Annotated in this window: 16 protein-coding genes; 8 read left to right on the forward strand and 8 right to left on the reverse strand. The window is 63.0% G+C overall.

Going from position 1 to position 16995, the window contains the following annotated elements:
- Nucleotide 1 precedes the first annotated feature (1 nt).
- The 7 genes from ACLKMW_RS18135 to ACLKMW_RS18165 form a co-directional block, all read right to left on the reverse strand.
- The gene (locus tag ACLKMW_RS18135) at nt 2–568 is read right to left on the reverse strand and encodes a DUF6101 family protein (protein WP_415725898.1); all 567 of its coding nucleotides are present in this window, start codon (nt 566–568) and stop codon (nt 2–4) included.
- A gap of 294 nt (nt 569–862) precedes the next feature.
- The gene (locus ACLKMW_RS18140) at nt 863–2293 is read right to left on the reverse strand and encodes an FAD-binding oxidoreductase (RefSeq protein WP_415725899.1); all 1431 of its coding nucleotides are present in this window, start codon (nt 2291–2293) and stop codon (nt 863–865) included.
- A gap of 9 nt (nt 2294–2302) precedes the next feature.
- Complete coding sequence (locus ACLKMW_RS18145) at nt 2303–3247, reverse strand: L-threonylcarbamoyladenylate synthase (RefSeq protein ID WP_415725917.1); 945 nt, start codon at nt 3245–3247, stop codon at nt 2303–2305.
- A 72-nt stretch (nt 3248–3319) separates the two neighbouring features.
- Nucleotides 3320–5776 (reverse strand): glycine--tRNA ligase subunit beta, encoded by a 2457-nt coding sequence (gene glyS, locus ACLKMW_RS18150; RefSeq protein WP_415725900.1) that lies wholly within the window; start codon nt 5774–5776, stop codon nt 3320–3322.
- Complete coding sequence (locus ACLKMW_RS18155; protein ID WP_415725901.1) at nt 5777–6730, reverse strand: glycine--tRNA ligase subunit alpha; 954 nt, start codon at nt 6728–6730, stop codon at nt 5777–5779.
- Between the two features lie 130 nt (nt 6731–6860).
- Entirely contained in the window at nt 6861–8870 is a 2010-nt protein-coding gene (locus ACLKMW_RS18160) for a tetratricopeptide repeat protein (RefSeq protein WP_415725902.1), read from the reverse strand.
- Nucleotides 8871–9006: 136 nt separating this feature from the next.
- Nucleotides 9007–10023 carry a polyprenyl synthetase family protein gene (locus ACLKMW_RS18165; protein WP_415725903.1) on the reverse strand — a complete coding sequence of 339 codons (1017 nt, stop codon included), beginning with the start codon at nt 10021–10023 and terminating at the stop codon, nt 9007–9009.
- Between the two features lie 157 nt (nt 10024–10180).
- Between ACLKMW_RS18165 and ACLKMW_RS18170 the strand changes: the two genes are divergently transcribed.
- From ACLKMW_RS18170 to moaB, 6 genes are all read left to right on the forward strand, one after another.
- Complete coding sequence (locus tag ACLKMW_RS18170; protein ID WP_415725918.1) at nt 10181–10405, forward strand: putative signal transducing protein; 225 nt, start codon at nt 10181–10183, stop codon at nt 10403–10405.
- Nucleotides 10406–10416: 11 nt separating this feature from the next.
- On the forward strand, nt 10417–11205 hold the full coding sequence (locus tag ACLKMW_RS18175) for a tRNA1(Val) (adenine(37)-N6)-methyltransferase (RefSeq protein WP_415725904.1): 789 nt from the start codon (nt 10417–10419) through the stop codon (nt 11203–11205).
- A gap of 72 nt (nt 11206–11277) precedes the next feature.
- Nucleotides 11278–12147 (forward strand): S49 family peptidase, encoded by an 870-nt coding sequence (locus ACLKMW_RS18180; protein WP_415725905.1) that lies wholly within the window; start codon nt 11278–11280, stop codon nt 12145–12147.
- A gap of 78 nt (nt 12148–12225) precedes the next feature.
- On the forward strand, nt 12226–12411 hold the full coding sequence (locus ACLKMW_RS18185) for a hypothetical protein (RefSeq protein WP_415725906.1): 186 nt from the start codon (nt 12226–12228) through the stop codon (nt 12409–12411).
- On the forward strand, nt 12408–13283 hold the full coding sequence (locus tag ACLKMW_RS18190; RefSeq protein WP_415725907.1) for a 4-(cytidine 5'-diphospho)-2-C-methyl-D-erythritol kinase: 876 nt from the start codon (nt 12408–12410) through the stop codon (nt 13281–13283). Before ACLKMW_RS18185 ends, ACLKMW_RS18190 begins: the two co-directional genes overlap by 4 nt.
- A gap of 10 nt (nt 13284–13293) precedes the next feature.
- On the forward strand, nt 13294–13845 hold the full coding sequence (moaB, locus tag ACLKMW_RS18195; RefSeq protein WP_415725908.1) for a molybdenum cofactor biosynthesis protein B: 552 nt from the start codon (nt 13294–13296) through the stop codon (nt 13843–13845).
- Nucleotides 13846–13864: 19 nt separating this feature from the next.
- Here the strand turns inward: moaB and ACLKMW_RS18200 are convergent, their stop codons facing one another.
- Nucleotides 13865–14371, reverse strand: a complete 507-nt coding sequence (locus tag ACLKMW_RS18200; protein WP_415725919.1) for a glycosyltransferase — start codon at nt 14369–14371, stop codon at nt 13865–13867.
- A 239-nt stretch (nt 14372–14610) separates the two neighbouring features.
- On the opposite strand from ACLKMW_RS18200, the gene ACLKMW_RS18205 reads away from it, so the two are divergent.
- Nucleotides 14611–15765 carry a PA0069 family radical SAM protein gene (locus ACLKMW_RS18205; RefSeq protein ID WP_415725909.1) on the forward strand — a complete coding sequence of 385 codons (1155 nt, stop codon included), beginning with the start codon at nt 14611–14613 and terminating at the stop codon, nt 15763–15765.
- A gap of 338 nt (nt 15766–16103) precedes the next feature.
- Complete coding sequence (locus tag ACLKMW_RS18210; protein ID WP_415725910.1) at nt 16104–16787, forward strand: ribonuclease HII; 684 nt, start codon at nt 16104–16106, stop codon at nt 16785–16787.
- The last annotated feature ends 208 nt before the right edge of the window (nt 16788–16995 follow it).

Below are 16995 nucleotides of genomic sequence, written 5' to 3' on the forward strand. Positions count from 1 at the left end.
TTTATTGCCGCGCGACAATCTCCTCGCCGCCGACCACGAGCCGCAGCCCCATATCGCCGGATTTGCGACGTACGAGGAAGCGGGGCCGGCGCAGCTTCGTACCCCGTCCCTTGCGGCGCTCATGGGAAGGCCGGCTCTTTATCGCCGCGCCAAGCGAATCCTCCAACGTGCGGGCGACGCCGTCGGCCTCGATCAGCAGCATCGGCAGGCGGTAGGCATCCGCCCATGTGCGCCAGTCGGCGGCGATGTCCTCAAGATCGTCGGCAACCAGCAGCGGCACCGACAGCATCGGGTCGCTGTGCAATAGTTCGAGCGTCACCGTGACGTTGCACCGATCGTCCTCGATCGCCCGCGCGGCGACGCCGAGAAATGCATTGGCGGGAAGCAGAACCGTGGCCGGAAGACCGCTTTTCGGCAGGATGCGCCTGATCACGGCACCTCGCCGGTCGATGGTGAAAGTTGCGTCGCCGAAATCGTCGCGGGTGGCGTAGCTGACCATCTGCGGCAAGCGGAAAGGGTCGAGACGCATGTTGCGTCCCGCCCAGACTGGCATCAGTCCGGTGCTCATGTTCGGGCCTTCTTCCTGTTACTCCTGAGAGCCGGTTTTCCGGTCTCTCCGAACCGGTTTTTCCGGTTTCGCTATGGGAAGAAGCCTAGCGCCCGCTCCTTACCGGCGCGCTTAAGAAAGTCGGTTAAATTTTGCTGATCTATCACATGGTTATCGGAATCCGACCTGCCACAAGATGTTGTAAACCTGTCTGAAGGAGGGGTGAATTTTGGGAGAATGAAGCCCCTCACCCGGCCTCCACTTCGCTCGGCCATCCTCTCCCCAGTGGGGGAAGGTGGCGCGAAGCGCCGGATGCTAAATCATCTTGCCAGGGTTCATGATGCCGGCCGGGTCAAAGGCGCGCTTTACGCGGCGCATCAGGTCGATGGCGACAGGCGGCGCGGTGGCGATGAGTTCCTCGCGTTTCATCTGGCCGATGCCGTGCTCGGCCGAGATCGAGCCATCCAGTTCGCGCACGATATCGTGGACGGCCTTGTTCATCGGCCCGTAGAGGTCCAGAAATGCGCCGCTATCAGCTCCGGACGGCTGCGAGACGTTGTAGTGCAAATTGCCATCGCCCATATGGCCGAAACAGGCAACGCGGGCCTCGGGGCTGACCGTGGCCACAGCCGCGGCAGCGCGCTCGATGAATAGCGGGATCGACGCGACCGGCACGGAGACATCATGCTTGATCGACGCGCCTTCCGGCTTTTGAGCCTCAGGCAGGCTTTCGCGAAGCCGCCAAAGCGCCGCCGCCTGCGCGAGGCTTGCCGCAATCACCGCATCGCCGACAACGCCCTGTTCGACGCCGGCGGCAAGCACTTCTTCCATCAGGCTTCTGGCGTCCTCGGCCGAGCGGCCGGACGAAATCTCGATCAGCACGTGCCAGGGCCACTCGCCCTGAAGCGGCGGCTGTGCATCTGCCATATGGCGGAAGGCAAATCCAAGCACGGTGCCCGATATCAACTCGAAAGCGGTCAAGCTGGCGCCTGCCTGGTCGCTGGCGCGGGCGAGCAGATCGAGCGCCGCCTTTGGAGACGAGAGGCCGACCCACGCAACGTCTCTGCCTTTCGGCCTGGGAAACAGCTTCAGCACCGCCGCAGTGATGACGCCCAGCGTGCCTTCAGCCCCGACGAACAGGTTCTTCAGGTCGTAGCCGGTATTGTCCTTCTTCAGCTTGCGCAGGTCGTCGAGCACCTCGCCCGTCGGCAGCACCACCTCGACACCAAGGCAAAGCTCGCGCGCATTGCCATAGGCCAGCACCCCGGTGCCACCGGCATTGGTCGAGAGGTTGCCGCCGATTTCGCAGGAGCCTTGCGCGCCGAGCGACAGCGGAAACAGCCGATCTGCCCGATCCGCCGCCACCTGCAGGCTCTCCAGCACGACGCCGGCCTCGGCGATGACGGTATTCGACAGCAGATCGATTTCGCGGATGCGGTTGAGGCGAGACAGCGACAACACGATCTGGCGCCCGGAGCGGTCCGGAACCTGTCCGCCGACCAACCCGGTATTGCCGCCCTGCGGCACGATCGGCGTTCGTGTTTCGGTGGCGAGCTTCATGATGCGGCTCACCTCATCGACGCTGCCCGGCCGCAGCACCAGCGGCGAAACCCCGGGATAGCGGCCGCGTGGTTCGATAAGATAGGGTGCGATGTCGCTTTCGGCACGAAGCGCATGACGATCCCCGACGATGGCGGCAAAACGGTCGAGCAGCGCGGCGTCGAGAATTGCCGAATTGTCAGTCATGTCAGAACCTTACGTTACGACGTCGATGCCGCTTCTCGGTGCAGCGGCACGCGCTAGGCGATCGTTGATCGCTTCGCCAAGTCCGTCAACCGGTATCGGCTCGACGGCGATCGTCTTGGCACCGCTGCCGTCAAGCGCGCGCAGATGCGAAAAGAGGTTGCTTGCCGCCTCGCGCAGATCTCCGCACGGGGAGAGATTCAGCATCGCGGCCACCTCACCGGCGCCGGGAACGCGCTCGGGACCAAACGCAAGCAGCGCCTCATGCGGCTCGACATGGGCCGCGTTCAGCCGCACCGCGGCATTTGGCGCATAATGGGAAGCCATCATGCCGGGAGCCTGGATGCCGGATTTCGCCCCGCGCAGCAGCGCCATTCCGACCACCTCCTCGATGTCGGCGGCAGGCACGCCGCCCGGACGAAGCAGATGCAGTCTGCCATTCTCTACCTTGACGATGGTCGACTCCAGTCCGACCGAAGTCGCGCCGCCATTGACCACAAGCTTGATGCGCCCGCCGAGATCGGTGGCGACGGCCTCCACCGTGGTCGGGCTGATCCTGCCGGACGAGTTGGCGCTCGGCGCTGCCAGCGGCCGGCCGAAACGGCCGATCAGTTCGGCGCCGAAGCCTTTGGGCATGCGCAGCGCTATCGTGTCCAATCCCGCAGTGACGAGCGGGTGGATGCCGCTTGTCGCGCGATGCGGCAGCACCAGCGTCAAGGGTCCCGGCCAGAAAGCGGCGGCCAACCGGCGCGCCAGCCTATCGAAGACCGCCACCTGCTCGGCCATCGCCATCGTCGCGACATGCGCGATCAGCGGATTGAAGCGCGGCCGGCCCTTGGCTTCGAAAATGCGCAGCACGGCCTCGCCATTGGTCGCGTCACCCGCCAGGCCGTAGACGGTTTCGGTCGGAATGGCGACGACCTCGCCCGCGCCAAGCAGGGCCAGGGCTCGTTCCATCGCCGCGCTACCGTCCAGAATGTCTGCCGCCACCTGTGACCTCTTGCGGGTAAAGTCCTTCGCGCCCGGATATTAGCCGGCGATCCTGGAAAAGTCCGCGACCTGATCGGTTGCGGCGCGAATGCGCGCCAGGAGCGCCAAACGGTTGGCGCGGATCGCCTCGTTCTCGTCATTGACCAGCACATCTTCAAAGAATGAATCAACCGGTTCACGCAGGCTGCTCAGCGCCAGCATGGCGGCGGAAAAGTCTTCGTTCTGAATCGCTTGGCCGGCTTGCTTCTCAGCCTGATTCACCGCCGCATACAGCTTCTCTTCGGCCTTGTCGTTGAACAGCGCCGGATCCACGGCTTCCGCGATGCGGGTCTTCTTCTTTTCCTCGGCGGCGAGAATGTTGGCCGCGCGCTTGGTGCCGGCCAAAAGGTTCTTGCCATCCTCGGTGTCGAGGAATGAGCCAAGGGCTTCGACGCGGCGGACGATCTGCAGGAGGTCGTCGTTGGAAGCTGAGGCAGCGTTACCGAAGGCCCCCTCACCCGGCTCGCTATGCTCGCCACCCTCTCCCCGCTGGGGAGAGGAAGAAGCCGACATCGCCGCCGCGCTCTTCTCCCCCCTGGGGAGAAGATGGCCCGAAGGGCCGGATGAGGGGGCAGTGCCGCTCGCCAGCACGGCGTCGATCAGGTCATACCGCGCGCCCTGATCGCGCAGATAGACTTTGAGGCGATCGTGGAAGAAGGAGAGGAGGTCAAACCGGAATGCCGGCGAGGTCGACCGATCGGCTTTAGCGCCTTCCCTACAAGGCGATGACAGCGCCGAGATGGCAAATGCCATCAGGCCGAGAAGTTCCGATCTCACCCGATTCTCAACCAAAATCCGGATCACACCCAGCGCCGCCCTTCTTAGGGCAAAGGGGTCCTTGGAGCCGGTGGGCTTCTCGTCGATGGCCCAGAAACCAACCAGCGTGTCGAGCTTGTCGGCAAGCGCCACAGCGACCGATACAGCATCGGTCGGCACACGGTCAGACGGGCCTTGCGGCTTGTAGTGCTCCTCAATGGCCGCGGCGACCGAAGGATGCTCGCCCTGCAGAAGAGCATATTTGCGGCCCATCGCGCCTTGCAGTTCAGGGAATTCGCCGACAATCTCGGTCTGCAGGTCGGCCTTGGCAAGCACCGCCGCGCGGTCGGCCAACTCGGGATCGGCACCGACGAGCGGCGCGAGCTCGCGCGCCAGCCGCCGGATGCGCTCCACCCGCTCGCCCTGCGTGCCGAGCTTGGCGTGGAAGGTGACGCCAAGATGATCGAGTCGGGCCATGCGCTGATCGAGCGGCTTTGCGAGGTCGAGGCCGAACTTCTCCGCCGACGCATTCAACTGGTCGAGATCGGGCAGATTGCCCTGGTCGGTCTTCCAGAAATAAAGCGCGTCCGACAGCCGGGCCCGCACTACCTTGCCGTTGCCGATGGCGATTTCGCGGCCGCCGTCCTTTGCCTCGATATTGGCAACCAGAATGAAGCGATTGGAGAGCGCCCCCTTACCCGTCTCGGTGCTGCGCGCCGATCCACCCTCTCCCCGCTGGGGAGAGGAGGAAGCTGACACTGCCGCCTCGCTCTTCTCCCCACCGGGGAGAAGGTGGCCCGAAGGGCCGGATGAGGGGGTCCTTCGCGTGACGAAACATTTCTGGTTGGCGCGGATGGTGAGCCGAATGACCTCTGCGGGAATTTCGAGAAAGTCCTGCTCGAATTCGCCCATCAGCACGACCGGCCACTCGACCAGACCGGCCACTTCCTCCAGCAGCCCCTCGTCCTCGACCAGTTCCAAGCCGTTGGCGAAAGCGAGATTCCTTGCGTCGGCAAGGATGATTTCCTTTCGCCGGTCGGCATCGATAATGACCTTGGCCGCCTCGAGCTTCGAGACGTAGTCGGCAAAGCGGCGCACCCTGAAGGCTTCCGGCGCGTGGAAACGATGGCCGTAAGTGACATTGCCCGAACGAATGCCGTCGACCTCGAAATCGACCACGACCGGTTCTTCCGTCTCCGGCCCGAAGGTGCAGACGATGGATTGCAGCGGCCGCACCCAGCGCAAGCTGCCGGGTTTGGCCGAAGCCGCCCCCCAACGCATCGACTTCGGCCATGGAAAATCGCGGATAACCGCCGGAACGAGTTCCGCAATTATCTCCTCAGCCGCCCTGCCCGGCCTTGAAATGCGGGCGATGTAGAAATCACCCTTCTTGGGATCGGATTGGACCTCTGCCTGGCTGATATCGGTCAGGCCGACCGAGCGCAGGAAGCCGGCAATCGCCTGTTCGGGCGCCTTGGTGCTCGGCCCCTTCTTCTCCTCATTGACGTCCCGGGAGCGCGCTGTGAGGCCGCGCACATCAAGCACCAGCCGGCGCGGCGTCCAATATTCGCGCGCCGCCTCATAGGTCAGCCCGGCTTCGACCAGCCCGTCGGTGACCATCTTTTTCAGATCGCCGGCAGCCTTGCGCTGCATGCGGGCAGGAATTTCCTCGCTGCGAAGTTCAAGCAACAGATCAGGCATTTATGCGGCCTCGCCAGTGAATGCAAAGCCGCCGGCTTCGGTTTGCAGAAACGCCTCGCCGCATTGGCGCGAGAGGTTACGCACGCGCAAAATGTAGCTTTGCCGCTCGGTGACGGAGATTACGCCGCGCGCATCGAGCAGATTGAAGACATGGCTTGCCTTGATGCACTGATCGTAGGCCGGCAGCACCATCTGGTGCGGCTTGCCTTCCGGGCGGTCAGAGCCTGCCTTCAGCAGCGCCTCGCATTCGGCCTCGGCGTCGGCGAAGTGCTTCAAGAGCGCGCCAGTGTCGGCGTGCTCGAAATTGTAGCGCGAATATTCCTGCTCGGCCTGGAGGAACACATCGCCATAGGTGACCTTTTCCGCACCCTCGCGACCGTTGAAATTCAGGTCGTAGACATTGTCCACGCCCTGCACATACATGGCCAGCCGCTCCAGCCCGTAGGTGAGTTCGCCAGCCACCGGCGCGCATTCAATGCCGCAGACCTGCTGAAAATAGGTGAACTGCGAGACCTCCATGCCATCGCACCAGCACTCCCAGCCCAGTCCCCACGCGCCCAACGTCGGGCTTTCCCAGTCGTCCTCGACAAAGCGGATATCGTGCAGCAAGGGGTCGATGCCGATTGCCGCGAGTGAGCCAAGGTAAAGTTCCTGAAGGCCGGGCGGATTGGGTTTCAGGATCACCTGATATTGATAGTAGTGCTGGAGACGGTTGGGATTTTCGCCGTAGCGGCCATCCTTGGGGCGGCGCGAAGGCTGCACATAGGCGGCATTCCAGCTCTTGGGGCCAAGCGCGCGCAAGGTGGTCGCCGGGTGAAACGTACCGGCCCCGACTTCCATGTCATAGGGTTGCAGAACGGCGCAGCCGTAATCGGCCCAGTAGTTGTGCAGCGTCAGGATCAGCCCTTGGAAAGAACGGCTGGGATGCATGTGGGCAGGCAGATTGGCGGGCACGGGCGGAACCTCGGACGGTCGCGGCGGGAAGGTCGCCCGTCCTATTCCGGCATGGAGAAAGCGTCAAGTTTTGCTCTGATCGACAGTCGCCGCCTCGCTCTGCTCGGCGGCAGGGTGATGTGCCGCCAGATCAATCCGAAAGCGCGGGCAGGATCAGTTCCTGTCCGGGCACAATGCGGCCGGGATCGCCCTGAAGCTGCGGATTGAGATTGAGGATTTCCTGATACCGTCCACCATTGCCGAGCACTTCGTCGGCGATGGACCAGAGCGACTGGCCGCGCTGCACCTTGTAGGCTGCCGGCGTCACCGCGACCTTGCCGGCAGGCGCCGGCGCTATCAATTCGCTTTTCTTGTCCGGGTCTGGGGCAGGCGCCGGCTTGACTTCAGGCGCGACCGGCTTGCTCGGCGCTTCGGCAGCGGCCTTGCCCTCGATCGGCGGCAGTCCCTCGGCGAGCTTCTTCTGAACATTGGCCAGAACGTCAGGTTCCGGCTTCATGTCGCGCGCATGGCTCCACTGGAAAGTGGCCTCCAGCTTGCGGCCGACGCGCCAATAGGCATCGCCCAGATGATCGTTCAGCACCGGATCATCAGGCTTCAATGAAACGGCGCGCTCGAGCTCTGTCACCGCTTCCTCGAAGCGGCCGAGGCGGTAATAGGCCCAGCCAAGCGAGTCGACAATGTAGCCGTCGCTCGGCCTGAGCTCGACCGCCTTGCGGATCATGTCCAGACCTTCGTCCAGGTTCATGTTCATGTCGACCCATGAATAGCCGAGATAGTTCAGCACCTGCGGCTGGTCGGGCATGAGTTCCAGCGCCTTGCGGAAATTCGGTTCGGCCTTCGGCCACTCCTTCAGTCGCTCATAGGCGATGCCGCGCTGGTAGAAAATGTTCCACTCAGCCCTGGTCGGTTCCTTCAACCGTTCGGCGGCGCGGTCGTAGACGTCCGCCGCGTTTCGGTACTCCTCTTTCGAGGAATAGACGCCGCCGAGCGCCAGATAGGCGCGCACATCGTCCGGATCCTGGTCCAGGAGCCGCTTGAGATGCTCGACCGCCTCGTCATGACGATCGAGGTCGGCGAGGTTGAGGCCGAGCTGCAGTTCGGAAGCGCGCTTGAGCGGCGAATCGGCCGGAACGCGCTGGTAAAGCGCGATAGCTTCCTCGGCGTTTTCCTGCTGCTCGGCAACCGAGGCGAGCTGCAGCAAAACCGCATCGCTGTCAGGCTTCAACGCCAGCGCAAATTGCAGGTAAATCCGCACGAACGGTTCGCCGCCGCCGCGGCTGAGCGCGCTTGCCAGGTCGAGCAGGATTTCACTCGAGCCGTCGGCTGGATTGGAAATCAGCGGCGAAATCGTCTCATCCTTCGAGATCTTCTCGCGCAAGGCCGCCAGCGCCAGCCTTCCGGAAGCGAATTCGTCGGCCTTGTCGAGGATCGCCAGCGCCTTGTCCTCCTCGCCCTGCATCGCGAGGAAGCGGGCATAGGCTTCGGCGGCGCGCAGCCAGGTCTCGGGCGCTGCACTTCCCGCCGCCACGTTGTCGATCGTTTCGCTATAGAGCTGGTCGGCCACATCCGTCTGGCCCGCCACATCGGCGATCAACGCGCTGTGGTAGGTGGTAAACAGCGTATACCATTCCGGTCCGGACAATTTCTCGAGATAAGCCAGCGCCGCCTTGCCGTCTCCGGCACCCAATTTGGCCCAGGCGGTCATGACCGATGAAATCAGCCGATCGAGATCGGATTCAGCGGCCAGCTTCAAAAGATGCTCGGCGGCCGGGTAATCCTTCTTGCGGATGGTATCGATGGCAAGGGCGACCCGCGAAAACCGCTCGATTTCAGCGACCGACTTCAATTTTTCCGCATAGGGCAGCGATTCGTCGAAACGTCCCTGCGAAATCAGCGCCAGCATGAGGCTTTGCTGCAACTGCTGGTTTTCGGTGTCGAAGGCCAAGGCGCGCTTGTAATAGGCGATGGCACTGTCGAGATCGTTGTCGACCTCGGCCACGCGCGCGGCAAGATAAGCGCCGGAAAACGAGGTGATTTTTACCGGTTCCTCGTTCTGCCTGGCCAGCACCGGCTGCCCTATCACCATCAGTGCCGCCAGCGCCGACACGCTTGCAAGCCAGCCAAGGTTGATACGCCGCATCCTCATCCTTCCCGCCATGCCACGCTGCCGGCGGCGTTGGTCATCAAAGCTATAGTGGGCAGAAGCATGGCCTTTTTACGGTCGCCATTCAATCCGAGGTGCATCACAATGCGGTCAGCGGCGCACGCGACTGCATTCACGTGACGCGGCTGATGCAGAAATCGATGACATCGAGCAGCGCCGCTTTCTGCGGCGTCGCATCGAGCGGCGCCAGCGCATCGCGGGCGATTTCGCCGAAATGGCGGGCGCGGCCGATCGTGTCGGCGATGGCGCTGTGGCGCGTCATCAGGCCGATCGCCTTTTCAAGGGCACCATCGTCAGCATTGTTGTTCTCGATCGCCTGCTTCCAGAATTCGCGCTCGCCAGAGGTACCGCGCCGATAGCTCAGGATGACGGGAAGCGTCACCTTGCCTTCGCGAAAATCGTCGCCGACATTCTTGCCGAGGTCCTGGCTGCTGCCGCCATAGTCGAGCGCGTCGTCTATGAGCTGGAAGGCCAGGCCGAGATTCATGCCATAGGAGCGAAGCGCAGCGCGCGCCGGGCGCGAGGCGCCGGCAATCACCGGCCCCACTTCAGCCGCAGCGGAAAACAGAGCCGCCGTCTTCGCCTTGATGACGGCGAAATGCTCGTCCTCGGTCGTCTCCAGGTTCTTCGCCGCCGCAAGCTGCATCACCTCGCCCTCGGCGATGATCGAGGCAGCCGTGGAGAGAATGTCGAGCGCGTCGAGCGAGCCGACTTCCACCATCAGGCGGAATGCCTGGCCAAGCAGGAAATCGCCTACCAGCACGCTCGCCTGGTTGCCCCAGATCATGCGCGCCGTCTTCTTGCCGCGGCGCATGCCGCTTTCGTCAACGACATCGTCGTGCAACAGCGTGGCGGTGTGCATAAACTCGACGCTGGTCGCCAGCTTGACGTGGCCCTCGCCCTCATAGCCGAACATCTGGGCAGCGGCGAGCGTCAACATCGGGCGCAGCCTCTTGCCGCCCGATGAGATCAGATGGTTGGCGACCTCCGGAATCATCTCGACATCGGAGCCCGCCTTGGACAGGATGAGCTTGTTGACCCTGCCCATATCGTCGGAGGTCAGGCCAATCAGTTCCTTTATAGAAGCGGTATCGCGCTTCGCGTTTTCGATGTTGAGAACGATGCCCACCAACTCTCTCCGTCCCTGGACGCAATCCTCGCCCTGACGCTGATTTAGGGCGCTGGCGCGTCAATCGGCAAGTGGCGAATTGGCGCGCCGAGGACGCCCGGCCGTCGGCGCCTTCTACAGCGTTTACTTCGCGACCACAAACTGCGACTTTGCCGGCATGATCGAACTCATGCGCACCAACGATGTCGTCATTATCTCCTTTGTCGAATCGCTGCTGCGCGATGCCGGCATCGATGTATTGGTGGCCGACCAGAACATGAGCGTGCTCGACGGTTCGGTGGGCATTCTGCCCAGGCGCCTGCTGGTGAGCGACGACGATGCCGACGCTGCCCGTCGTATTCTGGTCGATGCGGGAATCGGCCACGAGATGCGGAAAAAATAGACGAGTTGCATATGACGCCCGCGTCCGAACGAGGTCCGGAACACAGCATAGATGCATTTCACCGTGGCGATTTCTGGCTCGTTCAGCCACGCAACTCCGGTCATCGCGCAGGCATGGACGCGCTTATCCTGGCGGCGGCCGTGCCGACAAGCTTCAGCGGTCGCCTTGCCGATTTCGGCGCGGGTGCGGGTGCGGCCGGGCTGGCTGTCGGCTCGCGCTGCGCCGATGCGCGGATAGTGCTTGTCGAACAGTCGCAAGAAATGGCGCGCTATGCCCAATTGACGATTTCGCATTCTGGGAACGAACATCTCGCTGAGCGCATCTCGATTGTCGAAGCCGACGTGACGCTGGCCGGCAAGGCAAGGACGGCAGCCGGGCTCGCCGACAATTCCTTTGATTTCGTGATCATGAACCCGCCCTTCAACGCAGCCATCGACCGCTCGACGCCCGACCCGCTGCGCAAGCAGGCGCATGTGAAGAATGACGGGCTGTTCGAGAATTGGCTGCGGAGTGCGGCCGCGGTGACCCGGCCGCGCGGCGGCCTTGCCGTCATTTCACGGCCGGAGTCGCTCGCAGAAATTCTGGCCGCCCTGGATGGCCGTTTCGGCTCCGCGCAAATTATGCCCATACACCCCCGCCCCGATCGACCGGCAATCCGCATCGTCCTGCGGGCGCGGCTTGGAGCGCGCGGTGCGCTGACCCTGCACCCGCCGCTTTACTTGCATGATTCGACAGGCAACCGCCTTTGCGCCCGTGCCGAAGCCGTCAGCAATGGCAAAACATCGCTTTTCGGCGACTGACCGCTTCGGCGGCATTGCGGTTTCGGCGCAAATGCCTACATCGGAACCACGCCGCGCGGAGACCCTGACTAAGTGAGACGCCTGCTAAATCGCCTTCTTCCGAAATCAATGCGCTCGCAAGCGGTGACCATACCGGTCATTCGCCTGCACGGGACCATTATGGCGGGAGGCAGCCAGTTCCGGCCGAGCCTTTCGCTTGCCTCGACAGCGGGCGTGATCGAAAAGGCGTTCGCCTTTCCCGACGCGCCGGCCGTCGCCATCTCGATCAATTCGCCCGGCGGTTCGCCGGTGCAGTCGCGCCTGATCTACAAGCGCATCCGCGACCTTGCCGTCGAGAAGAACCGTAAGGTATTCGTCTTCATCGAGGACGTCGCTGCATCCGGCGGCTACATGATCGCTGTCGCCGGCGATGAGATCGTCGCCGATCCGTCGTCGATCGTCGGTTCCATCGGCGTGGTTTCGGCCTCTTTCGGCTTTACCGAGCTGATCAAGAAGATCGGCATAGAGCGGCGCGTCTACACCGCCGGCAAGAACAAGGCGACGCTGGACCCGTTCAAGCCGGAAAAGCCGGAAGACATCGAACGCCTGAAGGCGCTGCAGCTTGAAGTCCATGACACCTTTATCGACCTGGTAAAAGAGCGGCGCGGCGCGCGGCTGAAGGATGATCCCGAGCTGTTCACCGGGCTGTTCTGGACCGGAAAAAAGGGCCTGGAACTCGGCTTGGTCGACACGCTGGGCGACATGCGAACGGTGCTCAAGGACCGTTTCGGCGCGAAGACGCGGCTACACCTGATCACGCCGCCGCGCGGTCTTTTCGGGCGCAAGCTCGGCATTTTCGGCTCTTCCGAGCGGCCCGCTGCCGCCGAGATAGCTGCCGCTGCGGCAGGCGGACTCCTCGACGTGGTCGAGGAGCGGGCGCTGTGGAGCCGCTTTGGCCTTTGAAAACGGCGGGCGTTGCGCCTATTGTGAGATAGACCGAACTGAACGCCTGACCGGCCGTCAACAGTGGAGGACGTGAACATGCCGCAGCTCATTTTCTTCGCGCTGGTCGGTGTCGTGGCCTATTTCGGATACCGCTCTTTCCTCAAGGAAGCAGAGCGCGTGACGGCCAAGATTCGCCGCGCCGAGCAGCAAACGGCGAATGGCGCGACCGGCACGCTGGTCAAGGACCCGGAGACCGGCGAATATCGGCTGGCCAAGGATTGACCATCACGATCTTGAATTCAGCGGCCTGTATCGAAGACGCGCCGGCAAAGATAAATCTCGCGCTGCATGTCACCGGGCAGCGTCAGGACGGCTATCATCTCATCGAAAGCCTGGCGGTTTTCTCAAGATACGGCGACCGCGTGACGGTGACAGCAGCCAGAGAAGACAGTTTCTCGGTTGCCGGCCCGTTCGCAGCACAGATTCCGCTCGACGCCGGCAATCTCGCGATGCGCGCGCGCGATGCCTTGCGCAGGACCGTTTCGTCTGAGCGAACAATGCCGGTCGCCATTCTGCTTGAGAAGAACCTTCCGGTCGCCTCCGGTATTGGCGGGGGTTCGAGCGATGCGGCGGCGACCTTGCGGGCGCTGGCGCGACACTGGAACATCAAGGATGATCTCTCGGAACTGGCGCTGAGGCTCGGCGCCGACGTGCCGATGTGCCTTGTCGGCCGGCCGCTTGTGGCAAGCGGCATCGGCGAGATCGTGGAGCCTGTTGCCATGTTTCCGCAACTGCACCTGGTGCTGGTCAACCCGGGAGTAGAGATAGCAACCCCGGATGTATTCCGCGCCCTGCAGAACCGCCAGAATCCACCTTTGCCCCCCCTCCCCGAAGACCGCGGCGTGACGGCTGTGGTAAAATGGCTTGGCAAAACCCGGAACGATTTGGAAGTGCCTGCCAGGGCCGTTGCACCGACGATCGGCGACGCGCTCACGGCACTCGGCGGCGCAGGGGCATTGCTTGCGCGCATGTCTGGCTCGGGCGCCACCTGTTTCGGACTGTTCGAAACGCAAGATGCCGCGCGTCGCGCCGCCGGCAAGATTAGAGACATGGAGCCGGGCTGGTTCGTCGTGGCAACGTCCAGCACGCCTTGACGAGGATCATATGACCCAGGACGCACGCCCCTTCATTCCCGTCAGCATCGCGGTGCTGACGGTCTCAGACAGCCGCACGCTGGCCGAGGACAGGTCCGGCCAGACCTTGGCCGACCGCATCGCCGAGGCTGGCCACGTGCTTGCGGCACGCGAGATCGTCACCGACGATGTCGACAAGATCAGGGAGCGGGTCAGGAGTTGGTCGCAGGATCCGAAGATCGATGTGATCATCACCACCGGCGGCACCGGCTTCACCGGGCGCGACGTAACGCCGGAAGCGCTCGAGCCGATTTTCGAGAAGCGCATGGACGGCTTTTCGGAAGTGTTCCACCGCATTTCCTATGACAAGATCGGCACGTCCACCGTGCAATCGCGCGCCACAGGAGGCGTGCTCAATGCCACCTTCATCTTCGTGCTGCCCGGTTCGCCCGGCGCCTGCCGCGACGCTTGGGACGGCATCCTGAAGCCACAGCTCGATTATCGCCACATGCCCTGCAATTTCGTGGAGATCATGCCGCGCCTCGACGAGCACCTTAAACGGGGCGGCGGCAAGTCGGCCTGATCTTGGGGCCAATCGTCATTCAAAGCGGCGGCGCCACGCGAATCTCCGCCCGCAACCTTTTGGTCGCCAGACCACGCGCGATCGCCTCGGCATTTCCGGCATGGCGCGCGGCTGCCGACACCTGCGCCTTGCGGACGAGCAATCCCTCGCTCAGCGCCCGCCGTGAAGAAAATATCCGTGCCAGGAAAGGCGGCCGATCCGCATGCGAGCGCGAAAAGCGCGCCGGCATCGCCATCAATTCGACATGCTCCAGCACCGCCTCCTCCCAGCCGTCGACCAGGCGCGCACCGGGCTCCAACAACAACAGCCAATCGCTTTTGGCCTCGGCTATGCCCGCGGCGATGCCGCCACTTGCAAGGTAGCGGCAACCGGCCTGGTCGGCGACGCCGTCCGTGCGGTCGGAGGAACCGAGATCGCACACGATGACCTCGCGCACCGCGCCTTCCACTGCCGCGCCCACCAGGGATGCCAGCGTGCGGGCGAGCGCCTCTTCGTGATTCGATGTTTCGATGAGAACAGTCAGCATCGGCGGGGCGAATAGCGCAAATGCCAGCCATGCGCCAGTTACGAGCGTCGCGCCGCGAAAGTTCTTGCTTTGTTCACGTCCGAGTAATAGGAATAGTTTCATGACTCGCGGCGATTCGTTCGGAGCATCGGGCCAGAAATTGAAACCCGGCTTTCGGAGAATCCACGTTGGAAACGAGAAATGGAGCGCTTTTGTGCGTCCTTACGGGCACATGGCGCGCCAATGCGGACGAAAAGTCGATGGAACCGATAACACGCGCAGATGTTGCCGCCTTCAGGAGTGGAGGCGTTGCCATGGCCAATGCGATGATCGAGGAAAGTGGCGTCAGGATCCACGACGAGCGGCGCCGAGGGCGTGCCGCCGGCATCAATCCGAGCGGCAGGTTCGAGCCGGTCACGCGCCATGTCTTCGACGATGGCTGGAGCACCTTCGAAGACTTGCCGCCCTTCAAGACGGAGGTCCAGACGGAAAAGTCGCGCACTATCATCACGCGCAACAATTCGCCCGATATCTCCTTCGATCGATCGATCAACCCTTATCGCGGCTGCGAGCATGGCTGCGTCTATTGCTTCGCGCGTCCGACCCACAGCTATATGGGCATGTCGCCGGGGCTGGATTTCGAATCGAAGCTGTTCGCCAAGCCGGATGCCGCGCGACTGCTCGACAAGGAGTTGTCGAAGGAAGGCTACCAACCGCGCACCATCGCCATCGGAACGAATACCGATCCCTATCAGCCGATAGAGAAGCAGTGGCGCATCATGCGCGAGATTCTGGAGGTTCTGGAGGCGCGCCAGCACCCGGTCGGCATCGTCACGAAGTCGGCCCTGGTGGTGCGCGACATCGACATACTTTCGCGCATGGCCGAACGCGGACTTGCCAAGGTGGCGCTGTCGGTAACGACACTCGACCGCATGCTGGCCCGCACCATGGAGCCGCGGGCCGCAACCCCGACGAAGCGGCTGGAGGCGATCCGGCAGTTGAGCGACGCCGGAATTCCGACATCGGTTATGGTGGCGCCGATCATTCCGGGGCTGACCGATCAGGAGGTCGAGCGCATCCTCGACTCGGCCAAGGCAGCCGGTGCGCGCGAAGCCGGTTACGTCATCCTGCGCCTGCCGCTCGAGGTCAGTCCGATCTTCAAGGATTGGCTGCTGCGGCACTATCCGGATCGCTATCGCCACGTCATGTCGCTGGTTCGCTCGATGCGCGACGGCAAGGACTACGACGCCGAGTGGGGAAAGCGCATGAAAGGTACAGGCCCGTATGCCTGGCAGATCGGACGCCGCTTCGAGATTGCCGCGCGCCGGCTTGGGCTGAATGTCGAAAGGAGGCAACTTCGAACCGACCTGTTCGTCGCTGCGGCCAAGAAGAACGAACAGCTCATGCTGCTCTAGCGTCAGGAGAATTTGCTCGAAATGGTGTGGGGACATCGGCTCGGATGCGCGAAGCAAAGACGCTGACGATATCCACCGTTTTCAAATCCTTTGCGACAAGGCCCTGTTGCGCGGGAGTGTGAAAGCCCAAGGCATCGGGCAATTTTTGGAAATACATGCACTGAACAAATCCATGCACTGAACAAAGTACGCGTCTTTGCGCAATTGATAGCGCGCGGCGCTGACGCGATCCCGTCCGGCCTTTCCCCGACCGCCGACGGTGCCTTCCCGGTCTCCGCCCCTGAAACGGTCGGGAAGGACTTGCGGAGAATCGGGGCCAATGCGAGCATTGCCGCACTATGGCTCGCGCGCGCTCCGATTCTCCGCCCCTCATCGAAATCATCGAAAAGCCCGACTTCTCGATTGAAGCGAGAGCGATGGCGCGCGGACAATGGCCGGTTGCCGGCATGGACGAAGCCGGTCGCGGTCCACTCGCCGGACCGGTGGTCGCGGCGGCGGTCATTTTGAATCCTGCGCGCATTCCAACCGGCCTCGACGATTCCAAGCGGCTCACGCATATCGAGCGCGAGGAGCTTTTTTCAGCGATCCTCGCCACAGCACTTGGCATCTCAATGGCTTCGGTGTGCGCCGAAGGCATAGATCGCAGCGACATCCGCAAGGCGAGCCTCGAAGCGATGCGCAGGGCCCTCCATGGGCTGCCGCTCAAGCCGCAACTGGCGCTTGCCGACGGCCGCGACGTTCCGCCCGGCCTTTGCTGCGAAGGACAGGCGCTGATCAAGGGCGACCAGCGGTCGCAATCGATTGCCGCAGCGTCGATCGTCGCAAAAGTGATGCGCGATCGCATGATGGCGGGGTGCGGGCGTACAGATGCGCGCTATGGATTCGAGTTTCACATGGGCTATGCGACGCCTCGCCATCGGGCGGCGATTACCACCCATGGCGCGGTCGCGCGTTGGCACAGGGTATCTTTCTCCCCGTTCCGGCTCGACGCGCCGGAGATCGACGACGAGTCCTTGCTATAGAGCCGACAAGCGGTTCCCGGCCGTGATTGCTCGACCGCCGGCGCACGAACCGGCTCCTACTCTCGGAAATGCCCTGATCGTACTGCCGCCTCAGATGTTTCGGCACGTCGGATTTCCGAAGCAACCTCGAGCCTTTCAGGTTTTGACGGAAGCGTAACCGGCGTTTGCGATGTAGTTTGCGCATTCGGCGGGTTCGATGGTTGCGACG

It is taken from the genome of Borborobacter xinjiangensis (assembly GCF_047739745.1).
GTDB lineage: Bacteria > Pseudomonadota > Alphaproteobacteria > Rhizobiales > Rhizobiaceae > Pseudaminobacter.

Excerpts from the sequence above, each read along its gene's own strand:
- ACLKMW_RS18185 (WP_415725906.1), top strand. The coding sequence starts at position 12,226 with ATGCCGCAGCTCATTTTCTTCGCGCTGGTCGGTGTCGTGGCCTATTTC.
- moaB (WP_415725908.1), top strand. The coding sequence starts at position 13,294 with ATGACCCAGGACGCACGCCCCTTCATTCCCGTCAGCATCGCGGTGCTG.
- ACLKMW_RS18170 (WP_415725918.1), top strand. The coding sequence starts at position 10,181 with ATGATCGAACTCATGCGCACCAACGATGTCGTCATTATCTCCTTTGTC.
- ACLKMW_RS18175 (WP_415725904.1), top strand. The coding sequence starts at position 10,417 with ATGACGCCCGCGTCCGAACGAGGTCCGGAACACAGCATAGATGCATTT.
- ACLKMW_RS18205 (WP_415725909.1), top strand. The coding sequence starts at position 14,611 with ATGGAACCGATAACACGCGCAGATGTTGCCGCCTTCAGGAGTGGAGGC.
- ACLKMW_RS18140 (WP_415725899.1), bottom strand. The coding sequence starts at position 2,293 with ATGACTGACAATTCGGCAATTCTCGACGCCGCGCTGCTCGACCGTTTT.
- ACLKMW_RS18135 (WP_415725898.1), bottom strand. The coding sequence starts at position 568 with ATGAGCACCGGACTGATGCCAGTCTGGGCGGGACGCAACATGCGTCTC.
- glyS (WP_415725900.1), bottom strand. The coding sequence starts at position 5,776 with ATGCCTGATCTGTTGCTTGAACTTCGCAGCGAGGAAATTCCTGCCCGC.
- ACLKMW_RS18200 (WP_415725919.1), bottom strand. The coding sequence starts at position 14,371 with ATGCTGACTGTTCTCATCGAAACATCGAATCACGAAGAGGCGCTCGCC.
- ACLKMW_RS18210 (WP_415725910.1), top strand. The coding sequence starts at position 16,104 with ATGGCTCGCGCGCGCTCCGATTCTCCGCCCCTCATCGAAATCATCGAA.
- ACLKMW_RS18160 (WP_415725902.1), bottom strand. The coding sequence starts at position 8,870 with ATGCGGCGTATCAACCTTGGCTGGCTTGCAAGCGTGTCGGCGCTGGCG.
- ACLKMW_RS18145 (WP_415725917.1), bottom strand. The coding sequence starts at position 3,247 with ATGGAACGAGCCCTGGCCCTGCTTGGCGCGGGCGAGGTCGTCGCCATT.